Raw genomic sequence first — 13,116 nt, forward strand, 5'->3', positions numbered from 1 at the left:
TTATTAGTACTGCCGGGCTTTCGCCAGCTGTTCATTGAGTTTTTTTGCAGCGGCGTTCGTGCGTGCGCTGGTAGACACCTGCGCCACCCCCACCCGCCACCACGACAGGTAGCCGTGGATCATGGTTTTTGGCAGGACCTTGATATCAATCAGCGTCGACACCGTTTGTGTGCGCGCATCCGCCAGCGCCGCTTCGAGTTGTTCCACGGTGCTGACCTTGTAGGTCTTGCAGCCATACGCCGCCGCGCTCATGGCGAAGTCCACCGGCACCAGGTCGCCGTCGAGCTTGCCGCTCTCGGGGTTGCGGTAGCGGAACTCGGTGCCGAAGCTGTCCATGCCATTGCCGATCTGCAGGTTGTTGATACAACCAAAGGCCATGTTGTCCAGCAGCACCACGTTGATCTTGCGTCGCTCCTGAATCGAGGTGGCCAGCTCCGAGTGCAGCATCATGTAGGAGCCATCGCCGACCAGGGCGTAGACCTCTTTGCTCGGCTCGGCGAGTTTCACCCCCAGTGCGGCGTTGATCTCGTAGCCCATGCAGGAATAGCCGTACTCGACGTGGTAGGTGTTGACGCCCTTGCTGCGCCAGGCGCGTTGCAAATCACCGGGCAGGCTGCCGGCGGCGGCGACGATGATCGCGTCGTCGGCCAGGGTGGCATTGAGCACGCCGAGCACGCGGCTCTGGGTCAGGCACGAGCCGGTCAGTTCGATGAATTCGCGCAGGACGCCACGGTCGAGGTGGTCATCGACTTCGGGCACGAAGCCGTCGCCGTCGTATTCCACCTGGTGCACGCGGTCGACCTCGGCATCCAGCTGCGCCTTGGCCTCCACGATCTGTTCGCCCCAGCCGGAACGGTAATCGCCAAGGGCGTCGGCCAGCGCTTCAAGGGCCAGCTGCGCATCGCCGAGCACTTGCACGGCGTCGAGCTTCAACACGTCACAAGGGCTGATATTGAGGTTGAGAAACTTCACATCCGGGTGCTTGAACAGCGACTTGGACGAGGTGGTGAAATCGGTATAGCGGGTGCCGATACCGATGATCAGGTCGGCCTCCGGCGCCAGCAGGTTGGCGGCCAGGCAGCCGGTTTCGCCAATCCCGCCGACGTTCAACGGGTGGCTGGAGACCACCGCGCTCTTGCCCGCCTGGGTTTCCGCAAAAGGGATATCAAAACGCTCGGCAAACGCTTGCAACGCCGCATTCGCGCCGGAGTACTTGACCCCGCCACCGCAGATGATCAGCGGCTTGCGCTTGCCCCGGAAGGCCGCCAAGGCATCGCCGATCATCGCGGTGGTGGCCGGGCGCCGGTCGATACGGTGCACGCGTTTTTGCAGGAAATAGTCGGGGTAGTCCCAGGCTTCAGCCTGCACATCCTGCGGCAACGCTAACGTGACGGCGCCGGTTTCGGCAGGATCGGTGAGTACACGCATCGCATGGATCGCTGCGGTCATGAGCTGCTCGGGACGGTTGATGCGGTCCCAGTATTTGCTCACCGAACGGAACGCGTCGTTGGTGCTGATGCTCAGGTCGTGGAACTGCTCGATCTGTTGCAAAACCGGGTCGGGCTGGCGGCTGGCGTAGACATCGCCGGGCAACAGCAGCAACGGGATACGGTTGGCCGTGGCCGTCGCGGCGGCGGTGAGCATATTCGCCGCGCCGGGGCCGACGGAGGCGGTACACGCATAGACCTTGCGGCGCAGGTGCTGCTTGGCAAAACCGATGGCCGCGTGGGCCATGCCCTGTTCGTTGCGGCCCTGGTGCACCACCAGGTCACCGGCGTCCTGTTCCAGCGCCTGGCCCAGGCCGAGCACGTTGCCGTGGCCGAAAATGGTGAACACGCCGGCGACAAACTTGCTCTGCACGCCATCGACTTCGATGTATTGGTTGTCGAGGAACTTCACCAGGGCCTGGGCCATGGTCAGTCGGGTTGTGGTCATGTCGCGCCCCTTAAAGGTCCAGTAGCCAGCTGTGCTGCGGGTCGTTGTGGAAATGCCAGGCACGCTTGGGGCCGGCCATCACGTTCAAGTAATAGGACTCGTAACCGTACGGCACGCTGACCGGGTGGTAACCCTTGGGCACCACCACCAGGTCGCTGTTCTCCACGGCCATGGCCTGGTCGATGCTGCGGTCGTCGGTGTACACGCGCTGGAACACGAAGCCTTGGGGCGGATTGATCTGGTGGTAGTAGGTTTCTTCGAGAAAGCTCTGGTGCGGCAAATCGTCGGTGTCGTGCTTGTGCGGCGGGTAGCTCGACGAATGCCCGGACGGCGTGCGCACTTCCACCACCAGCAGGGAATGGGCCGGCGACGTGTCCGGCAGGATGTCGCACACGTAGCGGGTGTTGGCGCCCTTGCCGCGCACGCTGCGCTTGCAGTCGTCCGGGCGGATCAGACGGGGCTCATAGCCTTCGGTGCCAGGGGCGGCGCACACGGCAATCTGCACATCGCTCAAGGCGGTGACCTGGGCGACGGTGCCGGGCGGCAGGTAAGCGGCAAACGGTGATTTGTCTTCAAACACCGACTGGCGATCACCGAGGTTCTGCCAATTGAAACCCTCGCCTTCGATGTTCACCCGACCGCTGAGCAGCACCAGGCACAGCTCCTTATCACCGGCGCTGACCGGCAAGGTTTCCCCCAGGCTCAGGCGGTAGGCTTTAAAGCCCACGTACTCCAGGCGCCCGTCTTCGAGGGCGACCATGGTTTGCCCGCGTTTGTTGCTCTTGACCAACAGGCTCATGCTTGTGTCCTCTCGGTGAGCAGCGCGCGCAGGGTGTCATAGCCCTTTTTTGCATAGATATAGCTGGGCGCCACGGCAGGGTCCTGCTCGGCTTCCACCACCAGCCAACCCTCGTACTTCGCGGCCAGCAGTACGTCGAGCAGTTCGCCAAACTCGATGTCGCCGTCGCCGGGCACAGTGAAGGTGCCGTTGACGATGCAATCCGGGAAGCTCCACATCTGGTTGCGCGCCAGTTGCACCACCGGCTTGCGCACGTCCTTGAAGTGCACGTGGCAGACGCGGTCGATGTGTTTTTTCAGCACCTCGAGGGGCTCGCCGCCGCCCATATAGCAGTGGCCGGAGTCGAACAGCAGGCCGACTTCCGGGCCGGTGCGCTTCATGAGTTGATCGATGTCTTCCGGGGATTCAACGTAGGCGCCCATATGGTGGTGATACGCCAGGCGCACGCCCTGGGACAGGGTGAAACGCGCCAGCTCAGTGAGCTTGTCGGCATATTCCTGCCAGGCCTGCTCGCTGTGGAACCGCGGGCGTTCGATCAGGCGGATGCGTGAGCCCTGGATCGAGTCGGCCACTTCGCCGTACACCAGCACCGTCGCGCCGTTTTGCTTGAGCAGCTCGACGTGAGCGGCGATGGCCTCGATTTCTTCCGCCACCGAGCGCCGCGCCAGGCGGCTGGAGTACCAGCCGGAGACCAGCGCCAGGTCGTACGGGCGCAGCACATCGCCGACGCCTTTGGCGTCCTTGGGGAATTTGCCGTTGAGTTCAAAACCTTCGTAGCCGATTTCCTTGCCTTCGCTCAGGGCGGTGCTCAGGGGTGTTTCACCACCCAGGGCCGGCAGGTCGTCGTTGCTCCAGGAAATCGGGTTGATGCCAATTCGGATTGCGGGCATGGCTGCACCTTTTATTGTTTTCAGATAGCACTGAGATCTGCTTTATGTGGGAGCTGGCTTGCCTGCGATTGCAGTGTGTCAGGCGATGAATCTGTGACTGGCAGACCGCTATCGCAGGCAAGCCAGCTCCCACATTGGAATGCATTTCAAGTTTTATGCGCGGGCGCTGCGCCAGGCATTGATCAGCTGTTCAAAGGTCGCCTGCACGCGCTGGATCAAAGCCTCATCATCGATTTCCCCCGCCAGCCACGCACGGCTCGGCTCCTGGAAGATCGTGCGGCCCACCGCAAAACCACGACAGGTCGTGCTCTGGCCCGCTTGCTGGAAACCCTCGGCCAGGCATTCGGCCGAGGCGTTCAATCCCAACAAGACCACGCCACGGCAATACGGGTCACGTTCCTGGATCAGCTCATCGAGCTTTTTCCAATCCTCGGCCGACTGCGCCTCGATCTTCCACCACGCCGGGTAGATGCCCAGGTTGTACAAGCGCTTGAGGCTGCGGTACAGCACGTCCGGGTACGTGGACGGGTGATCCTTGGGCGGGATGACTTCCAGCAGCAGCTCATGGCCGCTGACCACGGAGGCGTCATACACCGCCTTGAGCTGGGCTTCCTGCTCAAGACGCAGCAGCGGTTCGTCGTCCGGGTGGTATTGCACCAGGCACTTGATGATTTGCTCCTGGGGCCAGGCGATCAGGTTGCTGCCCAGCGAACGCCCGTGTTCCAGCGCCAGCGGGCGCGAGTTCTGTACTTCCACCGGGCGCGCGATCCACCAGCCGCGACCGCTGGCGGCGTTGAGCGCGTCCTGGCCGAAGCGTTGGTCGGCCAACAGCCCGACATCGGCCTCGACGCCCTGCTCGCTCAGCTTGCGTTCCACCCGTTCGATGGCCTGGATAAACAGTTGCTTGATCGCGCTGATGCGCGTGGTGTCCTGGCCGCCGCGCTGGGCCAGGTCCACCAGTTGCCAGCGGTGATCGAAGGCAAAGATGAACAGCTGCTTCCAGGCTTTGCGCGGCACCGTCACGCGGTGCAGGCGTTGCAGGGTTTCGTCGCGGTCGGGGCGGGTGATCGGCACCGGGCTGTTGAACAGGTATTCCAGCTCGGCCGGGGTCGGCATGGCCGGCGCGCAGGCGTGGCGTGACACAACAAGACCGCCGCAGGCGTTGGCCAACTGGCTGCAACGTTCGTCGCTGGCGTCGTTGATCCAGCCGCTGAGAAAGCCCGACATGAACGCATCGCCAGCGCCGAGCACGTTGAGCACTTCAACCCGCACGCCGGGATAGATCGCGCCATCTTCCAAGCGCGAAGGGATTGCGCCGTGGATCACCGTGCAACCCTGCGGGCCGAGCTTGACCACCAGGGTCGCCGGCGTCAGTTCACGCACGCGGCGCAGGGCGGTGAGCAAATCTTCGCTGCCGCCGGCGATGAGGAATTCTTCTTCCGTGCCAACGATCAGGTCAAAGCGCGGCAGGATCGTCTGCACATGGGCACTGACATTCTGGTCGGCAACAAACCGCGTCTCGCCGTCGGCCTTGCCCGCCAGGCCCCAGAGCACCGGGCGGTAGTCGATATCCAGCACGCGCTTGACGTTGTGCTTGGCCGCATAGTCCAGCGCCTGGATGCTGGCCTTGTACACGCTGTCGGTGGAGAAATGCGTGCCGGTGATCAGCAGGGCTTTGCTGGAAGCAATAAAGGCTTCGCTGATGTCTTCGGCGCGCAGGGCCATGTCGGCGCAGTTTTCGCGGTAGAACACCAGGGGGAAGGTTTCGCGGTCCTTGAGGCCCAGCAGCACCAGCGCGGTGAGGCGCTCCGGGTCGACCTTGATACCGCTGACATCGCAGCCTTCACGGGCCAGGGATTCGACGAGGAAGCGCCCCATATGGTCGTCGCCGACCCGGCTCAACATCGCCGACTTGAGGCCAAGCCGGGCGGTGCCAAAGGCGATATTGGCGGAGGAACCGCCGAGGTACTTGGCAAAGCTGGACACGTCCTCAAGCCGCGCACCCACTTGCTGCGCATAGAGGTCGACGCCCAGGCGCCCGAGGCAAATCAGATCCAATTGACGCCCACTGGCAAAACGAGTCTGGCCCATGCTGGCTCCTGTTATTTTTATCAGCCTGCGTTGTGCCGCCGTGGCGACGGCAAACGCTCTTGGTGGGATGCAGACTAGAACGTCCGGCGACGGCAATCAATATTTATTCCAGAATTATTTTTAGTGGAATATATTTTCCAATACGTCAGCATAGGGGCACGCCAGCAGCCGTGCATCGTTTCAGCAGGCCACGCGGGCCGTGATGCCGGGGTATTTTTTTGCGCCTACCCTGTAGACTTGCGCCACCCATCAGCGCAACAGAACAACACGCCAGAAGGATTGCCCATGTCCCGCACCGATCCCGAGACCACCCTGGAAGACACCGTCGCCAGCCCTCCGATCAATGCCGAACGTCTGTTGCAGCTGATCACCGACGAATATGAAAGCCTGCCCCGCCAGCTCAAGCGCATCGCCAGCTACATGAGCCAGCAGAGCGACCGCATCATGGTGGACCGCATCAGCGACATCGCCCGCGAGTGCGAAGTGCACCCGTCGGCCATCGTGCGGTTTTCCCAGCGCTTTGGTTTCAGTGGCTTCAGTGAGATGCAGGCGCTGTTTCGCGAGGCCTACACCCACAAGACCACGCCGGTGCAGAACTACCAGCAGCGCATCCGCAGCATGATTGCCAACAAGTCGCAGAAAGCCAGCGGCGGCGACCTGGCGCGCGAATGCGTCAACGCGACCTTGTCCGGTATCGAACGGTTGGGGCTGGAACTGGATGACGTGGCCTTCGACAAAGCCGTGGACCTGGTGGTGAACGCCGACAATATCTACGTGGTCGGCGTGCGCCGTTCCTTCGCGGTGGCCGATTACCTGGTCTACAACCTGCAGCACACCAACAAGCGCATCCACCTGATCTCCGGCCTGGGCGGCAGCTACCGCGAGCAGATGCGCAGCGTGCGCGCCAATGACCTGGTGATCGCCATCAGCTTCACGCCCTACGGCAAAGAGACCCAGCACTGCCTGCGCATCGCCCAGCATCATCAGGCCAAGACCCTGATCATCACCGACAGCAACCTGTCGCCCCTGGCCAAGCGGGCGAACGCGGTGCTGTTGGTGAATGAGGGCTCGTCGTTTGCCTTCCGCTCGTTGAGCGCGACGTTGTGCCTGTGCCAGGCGTTGTTTATTGCGGTGGCGTATCGCTTGGAGTTGAAGGTGGATGAGATTCACGAGCAGGTGGGGTTTGATGATTGATCAATAGCTGCGCCAACGCGCGGCCGTGATAGCGGATCTGCGCCAGGGTCAGGGCGGTGTAGCCGATGATCACCGCCGGTGGCAGGCCCTGGACATGGCAGAACTTGCCCAGCGGTTGCAGCGTTAACCCGACTTGCGCAGCGCGGGCGCAGAAATCGCCCTCCTCCACCCCCACCGGCAACCACAAAACAAAGTGCAACCCGGCCTGCTGGCCGCTGATCGTGCAACCCGCCAGGCACTCGAGCAGCGCATCGCGTCGCGCCTGATAGGCCTGGCGTGAAGCACGCAAATGCCGCACAAACGCGCCGCTGCGTAGAAACTCCATCAACCCCAACTGATCCGTCGCCCCCACCGAATGCCCGGTGAGTTGCAACCTGCGCAGCAGCGAGCGGCGTAGCCCTTTGGGCACCACCATGAAACCCACGCGCAAGCCTGGGAACAGGTTCTTGTTGAAGCTGCCGCAGTAGATCACTCGGTCGCCACTGTCCAGGGACTTGAGCGCAGCCAGCGGCGCGGCGTTGTAGTTGTATTCGCTGTCGTAGTCGTCCTCGACCACCCAGGCATCGGCGCGGGCGGCCCAGTCCAGCAGCGCCAGGCGCCGCGATACCGTCAGGGTCATGCCCAGCGGCGCTTGGTGGGCCGGGGTGACGTAGGCCAGACGTGCCGTGTCAGGGAGCTGGTCGGTGTCGAGGCCTTCGGCGGTGACGGGAATACTGTGCACCTGCGCACCCGCCAGAGCGAACAAGCGTCGCGCCGGCAGATAACCGGGGTCTTCCACACACGCGCTGTCACCCGGCTTGAGCACCGTGCGCGCAATCAGGTCGAGGGCGTGGCGGATGCCACTGGTGACAATCACTTCATCCGCCTCGCACTGCATACCGCGATAGCTGCGCAGGTAGTCGGCGATCTGTGCGCGCAATTCAGGCAGGCCAGCGGGATGGGCCGCTTCGAGCACGCCCGGCCCTACCGTCAGCAAGCCACGGGAAATACAACGGGCCCAGGCCTTCAAGTCGAACAGGCTGGCATCCGGGCGCCGCGCGACAAAGGGCACATGACTCTGCACGCCCGCGTCCGGTTGATCGGGTACGACCTCGCGGCGCGGTGCGGCGCTCGCCACCGGTGCGGCAATGAATTGCTCGGGAATCACCGCACACACCCGCGTGCCAGAGCCCGCCAGCCGCTGCACATAGCCTTCGCTGTGCAGCCGATCAAACGCTGCTTCCAGCGTGCCCCGGGACACCAGCCATCGCTGCGCCAGGCTGCGGGTGGACGGCAAGCGGCTGCCGGCCGGCAACTGCCGGTTGAGGATCGCCGCGCGCAGGGCGTCGTAGGCGCCCTGCTGCTTCCCGGCGCGCAGGCTGTCGGGGCGCGGCAGGTCCAGGGCAGTTGCAGCTTTTCCGCGGCTCATAGTGGTCCAGTCCATTGCGTCGTAAGTGGCCCTGAGGATTAAACCACAATGGCGCTAGAGTTTGATTCCTACCCCTTGCGAAGAAACTTCCCATGACCCAACGCGCCCTCTCCACCGGGTTCTGGCTGGTGCTGCTGACCGTGCTGATCGCCCTGCCGCGCATCACCCTGGACCTGCACCTGCCCGCCCTGCCGGCCATGGCCGACCACTTCCGCAGCAGCGACAGCCAACTGCAACTGACCCTGACCCTGTACACCCTCGGCTCGGCGATTTCCCTGCTGATCGCCGGCCCGCTCACCGACCGCTTCGGCCGCCGCCCGGTGCTGCTGGCCGGGTTGCTGCTGTATGTCGTCGCGACCGTGGCCTGTGCCCTGGCCGACAGCCTCACGGTGCTGATCATCGCGCGGCTGTTCCAGGCCCTCGGCGGTTGCTGCACCACGGTGATCGGCCGCGTGATCGTGCGTGACTACTTCGACCGTCACGAGCAGGCGCGCTTGCTGGGGCTGATCTCCATGGCCATGGCCGTGTCACCCATGGCCGCGCCGGTGCTGGGCAGCCTGCTGCTGCCGTTTATCGACTGGCGCGGCCTGTTTGTGCTGCTGGGGGTGATTGGCGCCGTGCTGTGCCTGGTGGTGTTTCGCCGCCTGCCCGAGACCCGTCCGCCTGCCGTCGCCGCCGCGCCGCCGAGCAATCTGTTGCGCATCTACGGTCAGCTCCTGCGCGACCGTTATTTCCTGCGCTATTCCCTGGCCATTGGCTGCGTGTACAGCACGTATTTCCCGTTCATTGCAGAGTCGTCGGCGTTGTTGCAACGGGGCTATGGCCTGTCTGCCACGGCTTATGCGCTGGTGTTTGCAGCGACCATCAGCGGCTACATGCTGGGGGCGAATCTGTTTCGCCGGCTGGTGCTGCGGTTCGAGCCGGATCGGTTGATTGCAGGTGCCATCGCATTGAATGTGCTGGGCAGCCTGATGCTCGCGGCGGCGACCGCCGTGTTGCCGGGTGAATGGCTGGCGATCGTGTTGCCGATGGTGGTGATCATGGTGTCGGTAGGCATGGTGATTCCAGCCTGTCAGTTGGCGGTGTTGCAACCGTACGGCGCGATTGCCGGGACGGCGTCGGGGCTGTTCTTTTTTACCCAGATGTTTTTGACAGCATTGAGCAGTTGGGCGACGGGGTTGTTGTCCGATGGCACCCCAACTCCCTTGGTGATCATGACTGTCGCCGCAAGCACCTTGCTGGTCACAGGTTGGCTGATGCTGCGCAAAACCAAATGTGGGAGCGGGCTTGCCCGCGAAGGCGGTGTGCCAGTCAACTGATAAGTCACTGACAGACCGCATTCGCGAGCAAGCCCGCTCCCACAGGGGACCGAGCCAGGCTCAGGTTTAGTGCATGAAGATGGCGATCAAGATGATGACCGGGATAGGCACACCGAGGAAAAAAAGCAGTATCGAGCGCATGATGTTCTCCTTGAATTAACGGACAAAGTGTTCGGTTTCGACATACACCACTGCATCACGACGACGACCGCCGTAGGTGGCAGCGAAGCTGGCAAAGAACGCGCCGATCAGCAGGGCAATGAAGGTCCACAGCGCTGTGTAGGCGGCCACTTTGGCGGCGGTATCCGTGGCCTGCTTGGCTTTGAGCTTGGCGTCTTCGACGGCTTTACGGGCGTCGCCATACACCTTGTCGATACGCGCCTCGGCATCCGCCTGGCTGAGGTTGGTGCGCTGGCTGATCAACTGGGCCAGGTAGGCGCGGTCCTCGGCAGCGAGTTGGCCATCGTTGCTCAGGGTGCGGGCGAAGATACGTGCAACCACGCCGTGAGCGGCATCATCGCTGACGGCCACCGGGCGGTCATCGCGGAACAGGCTGTCGACGTAGTAGCCGAAGTCATCGCCCTTCACCGCCGTGCCGACGGCCTGGGTCACACCCGAGGCCACGCTGGCCCCCGCCTGCACGCTGCCGCCGACCACGCTGCTCACGGAGCCGACGATCAAGGTTGCCGCCACGAGCGTGGCAACGGCCCAGGACAGGAAGCCATGGGCGGTATCACGGAAGTACACCTCATCGCCATGCATATTGGCCCACTTCACCCGCAACCGGCCCGCGATGTAACCACCCAGGCCCGACGCGACGATCTGGGTAAAGGCCAGCCAGATAATCGTGGAAATGCCCAGTCCCTTGGCACTGATACCGCTGTTGGCCCACGGCGACACCGCCGAAAAGCCCAGGCCGAAGCCCAGCAGCACGAGGATCAGGGACAACGCCGCCGCAGCAGCGGCCCCGGCAAAGATCGCGCCCCAGGAAACCCCGGAGCGCGCGCTCGATTCTTGTAGCGTGGATGAGGATGTGATCATTGTTGTTTTGCTCCCGGCAGGAAAAATGGTGTTACATGTCTCAGGAGTGACAGTGCAGGCACCATGCCAGTCGCCTGAAAATTAAATACCTAGTATTTTCAATAACTTAAATAACTTGAACTTCCTAGGACCATGCAACTTGCAAGAACACCCCCTTCCAGGCAGGCGTTCTGCAACCTCCAGCCAGACACAGGACCTGTGGGATCGGCGGTGGGGCATAAATGGTGGTGGTTTTGCCAACATGAAGTTTAATTTAGGAAGCGTTCAGGCATTTCTTGGCAAAATGCCCGCACTTCTAGTGTGAATCGCTCACCAGGTAATCCTATGACCCGCATTTTGACCATCGAGGATGACGCCGTAACAGCCCGCGAGATCGTCGCCGAGCTGAGTAGCCATGGACTGGACGTAGATTGGGTAGACAACGGCCGCGAAGGCCTGGTCCGCGCCGTGAGCGGCGATTACGACCTGATCACCCTCGACCGCATGCTGCCGGAACTCGATGGCCTGGCCATCGTGACCACCCTGCGCACCATCGGTGTGTCGACACCGATCCTGATGATCAGCGCCCTCTCCGACGTGGACGAACGGGTGCGCGGCCTGCGCGCCGGCGGTGACGACTACCTGACCAAGCCCTTCGCCTCCGATGAAATGGCCGCCCGCGTCGAAGTGCTGCTGCGGCGCAAAAGCACGGTCAAGGAATTCGAGACCGCCCTGCGCGTGGCCGACCTCGAACTCAACCTGATCAGCCGCGAAGCCAGCCGCGCCGAGCAACCGCTGAGCCTGCTGCCCACGGAATACAAACTGCTGGAATTCCTGATGCGCAACACCGGGCAGATCCTCTCGCGCATGATGATCTTCGAGGAAGTCTGGGGTTACCACTTCGACCCTGGCACCAACCTGATCGACGTGCACATCGGGCGGCTGCGCAAGAAAATCGATCCACCGGGCCTCACGCCGCTGATCCGCACGGTACGAGGTTCCGGTTATGTCATTGCTGAACCCCTCTAAGGGCTGGCGTTCTTCCAGCAGCCGCTTGCTGGCGCTCTACAGTTCGTTGTTTGTGGCGTGGAGCTGCATCCTCATGGGGGTGCTGTATTACGAGGTGTCCGGTTACCTGGGCGACCTCTCGCGCCATTCGCTGATGCAGCGCCAGCACCTGTTCCAGCGCTTCGACGGCGAGGAACTGGTGGAAGCGCTGACCACCAGCATGACCTTCGACATGAAGGGCGTGGACGCCTACGGCTTGTTCGACGAACAATTCAACCCGCTGAGCGGGCCGATCCGCGCCGTGCCGCCCGACCTGCCGCTGGACGGCAAGATCCACGCCCTGGCCAATTGCGTCGACTCCGACGACCCCAAGTTGCCCAAGGACAGCTGTGACGCCGTGGCCACCCACACCGACGACGGCCGCTGGCTGGTGCTGGTGCGCGCCAACGGTTCGCTGTTTGGCGTGACTCGGATCATCTGGCATGCGCTGTTGTGGGCGCTGTCGTTGACCATCATCCCCGGCGCCGCCGGCTGGCACCTGCTGCGCCGCCGCCCGTTGCGGCGCATTCGCGGCATCCAGGCCAGCGCCGAGGCCATCGTCGCCGGCGACCTGACCCACCGCCTGCCACTGTCGAACCGGCGTGACGAACTGGACATGCTCGCCGCCATCGTCAACGCCATGCTCGACCGCATCGAAAAGCTGATGAACGAGGTCAAGGGCGTGTGCGACAACATCGCCCACGACCTGCGCACCCCGCTGACCCGCCTGCGCGCGCAGCTCTACCGCATCCGCCAAGAGGCCGAACAGGACTCCCAATACGCGGTAAAACTGGACGATGCGATTACCGAAACCGACACCCTGATGGCGCGCTTTCGCGGCTTGCTGCGCATCTCCGAGCTGGAAGACCACCAGCGTCGCTCGGGTTTCCTGGTGATGGACCCGCTGCCGCTGCTGCGCGAACTGCATGATTTCTACCTGCCGCTGGCCGAAGAAGGCGAGCTGCAACTGGTGCTCGACACCCCGGAATCCCTGCCCTGGATTACCGGCGACCGCGCCCTGCTGTTCGAAGCCCTGGCCAACCTGCTGAGCAACTCGATCAAGTTCTCCCCGGCCGGCGGTGAAGTGATCCTGCGCGCCGTGAACGACGCCGGCAGCACGCGCATCGAAGTACACGACTCCGGCCCGGGCATCCCGATAGCCGAACGCAACGCGGTGTTCCAGCGTTTCTATCGCGTGGATGAAAACGACCAGCAAGGCGGGTTTGGCTTGGGCTTGTCGATTGTCGCGGCGATCATCAACCTGCACGGGTTCAAGCTGGAAGTGGGCAGCAGCGCGAGCGGCGGTGCACGGTTGGTGCTCGAATGCCGGCAGCAACTGATGCCCGAGTAACCCAAACACCACAAAACCCTGTGGGAGCTGGCTTGCCTGCGATGGCGGTGGGTCAGCTTGCT

Annotated in this window: 10 protein-coding genes; 4 read left to right on the forward strand and 6 right to left on the reverse strand. The window is 63.1% G+C overall.

Going from position 1 to position 13,116, the window contains the following annotated elements:
* Nucleotides 1-3: 3 nt before the first annotated feature.
* The 4 genes from iolD to iolC form a co-directional block, all read right to left on the reverse strand.
* Nucleotides 4-1,935 carry a 3D-(3,5/4)-trihydroxycyclohexane-1,2-dione acylhydrolase (decyclizing) gene (gene iolD / locus B348_RS0109100; protein ID WP_017735812.1) on the reverse strand — a complete coding sequence of 644 codons (1,932 nt, stop codon included), beginning with the start codon at nt 1,933-1,935 and terminating at the stop codon, nt 4-6.
* A gap of 10 nt (nt 1,936-1,945) precedes the next feature.
* Nucleotides 1,946-2,734: a 5-deoxy-glucuronate isomerase gene (gene iolB, locus B348_RS0109105; protein ID WP_017735813.1), complete on the reverse strand. Its 789-nt coding sequence runs from the start codon at nt 2,732-2,734 to the stop codon at nt 1,946-1,948.
* Nucleotides 2,731-3,624 (reverse strand): myo-inosose-2 dehydratase, encoded by an 894-nt coding sequence (iolE, locus tag B348_RS0109110; RefSeq protein WP_017735814.1) that lies wholly within the window; start codon nt 3,622-3,624, stop codon nt 2,731-2,733. The genes iolB and iolE overlap by 4 nt, the downstream gene beginning before the upstream one ends.
* Before the next feature lie 153 nt (nt 3,625-3,777).
* Nucleotides 3,778-5,715, reverse strand: coding sequence for a 5-dehydro-2-deoxygluconokinase (iolC, locus tag B348_RS0109115; RefSeq protein WP_017735815.1), 1,938 nt, complete (start codon nt 5,713-5,715; stop codon nt 3,778-3,780).
* A 285-nt stretch (nt 5,716-6,000) separates the two neighbouring features.
* Here iolC and B348_RS0109120 point away from each other — a divergent pair, with 285 nt between their 5' ends.
* A complete protein-coding gene (locus tag B348_RS0109120) occupies nt 6,001-6,909 on the forward strand; it encodes a MurR/RpiR family transcriptional regulator (RefSeq protein ID WP_017735816.1) in 909 nt (302 codons plus the stop codon).
* Here the strand turns inward: B348_RS0109120 and B348_RS0109125 are convergent.
* Nucleotides 6,839-8,317 carry a PLP-dependent aminotransferase family protein gene (locus B348_RS0109125; RefSeq protein ID WP_017735817.1) on the reverse strand — a complete coding sequence of 493 codons (1,479 nt, stop codon included), beginning with the start codon at nt 8,315-8,317 and terminating at the stop codon, nt 6,839-6,841. The genes B348_RS0109120 and B348_RS0109125 overlap by 71 nt on opposite strands.
* A 92-nt stretch (nt 8,318-8,409) precedes the next feature.
* Between B348_RS0109125 and B348_RS0109130 the strand changes: the two genes are divergently transcribed.
* A complete protein-coding gene (locus B348_RS0109130; protein WP_017735818.1) occupies nt 8,410-9,636 on the forward strand; it encodes a multidrug effflux MFS transporter in 1,227 nt (408 codons plus the stop codon).
* A gap of 156 nt (nt 9,637-9,792) precedes the next feature.
* Here B348_RS0109130 and B348_RS0109140 read toward each other — a convergent pair whose 3' ends face one another.
* Nucleotides 9,793-10,677, reverse strand: coding sequence for a hypothetical protein (locus tag B348_RS0109140; RefSeq protein WP_017735819.1), 885 nt, complete (start codon nt 10,675-10,677; stop codon nt 9,793-9,795).
* 324 nt (nt 10,678-11,001) lie between these two features.
* On the opposite strand from B348_RS0109140, the gene B348_RS0109145 reads away from it, so the two are divergent.
* Entirely contained in the window at nt 11,002-11,685 is a 684-nt protein-coding gene (locus B348_RS0109145) for a response regulator transcription factor (RefSeq protein ID WP_003219726.1), read from the forward strand.
* A complete protein-coding gene (locus B348_RS0109150) occupies nt 11,663-13,054 on the forward strand; it encodes a HAMP domain-containing sensor histidine kinase (RefSeq protein ID WP_026136679.1) in 1,392 nt (463 codons plus the stop codon). The genes B348_RS0109145 and B348_RS0109150 overlap by 23 nt, the downstream gene beginning before the upstream one ends.
* Nucleotides 13,055-13,116 lie beyond the last annotated feature (62 nt).

Source organism: Pseudomonas sp. CBZ-4 (genome assembly GCF_000346755.1).
GTDB lineage: Bacteria > Pseudomonadota > Gammaproteobacteria > Pseudomonadales > Pseudomonadaceae > Aquipseudomonas.

Coding starts and splice junctions, on each gene's coding strand:
- iolC (WP_017735815.1), bottom strand. CDS start 5,715: ATGGGCCAGACTCGTTTTGCCAGTGGGCGTCAATTGGATCTGATTTGC.
- iolE (WP_017735814.1), bottom strand. CDS start 3,624: ATGCCCGCAATCCGAATTGGCATCAACCCGATTTCCTGGAGCAACGAC.
- B348_RS0109145 (WP_003219726.1), top strand. CDS start 11,002: ATGACCCGCATTTTGACCATCGAGGATGACGCCGTAACAGCCCGCGAG.
- B348_RS0109120 (WP_017735816.1), top strand. CDS start 6,001: ATGTCCCGCACCGATCCCGAGACCACCCTGGAAGACACCGTCGCCAGC.
- B348_RS0109140 (WP_017735819.1), bottom strand. CDS start 10,677: ATGATCACATCCTCATCCACGCTACAAGAATCGAGCGCGCGCTCCGGG.
- B348_RS0109150 (WP_026136679.1), top strand. CDS start 11,663: ATGTCATTGCTGAACCCCTCTAAGGGCTGGCGTTCTTCCAGCAGCCGC.
- B348_RS0109125 (WP_017735817.1), bottom strand. CDS start 8,317: ATGAGCCGCGGAAAAGCTGCAACTGCCCTGGACCTGCCGCGCCCCGAC.
- iolB (WP_017735813.1), bottom strand. CDS start 2,734: ATGAGCCTGTTGGTCAAGAGCAACAAACGCGGGCAAACCATGGTCGCC.
- iolD (WP_017735812.1), bottom strand. CDS start 1,935: ATGACCACAACCCGACTGACCATGGCCCAGGCCCTGGTGAAGTTCCTC.
- B348_RS0109130 (WP_017735818.1), top strand. CDS start 8,410: ATGACCCAACGCGCCCTCTCCACCGGGTTCTGGCTGGTGCTGCTGACC.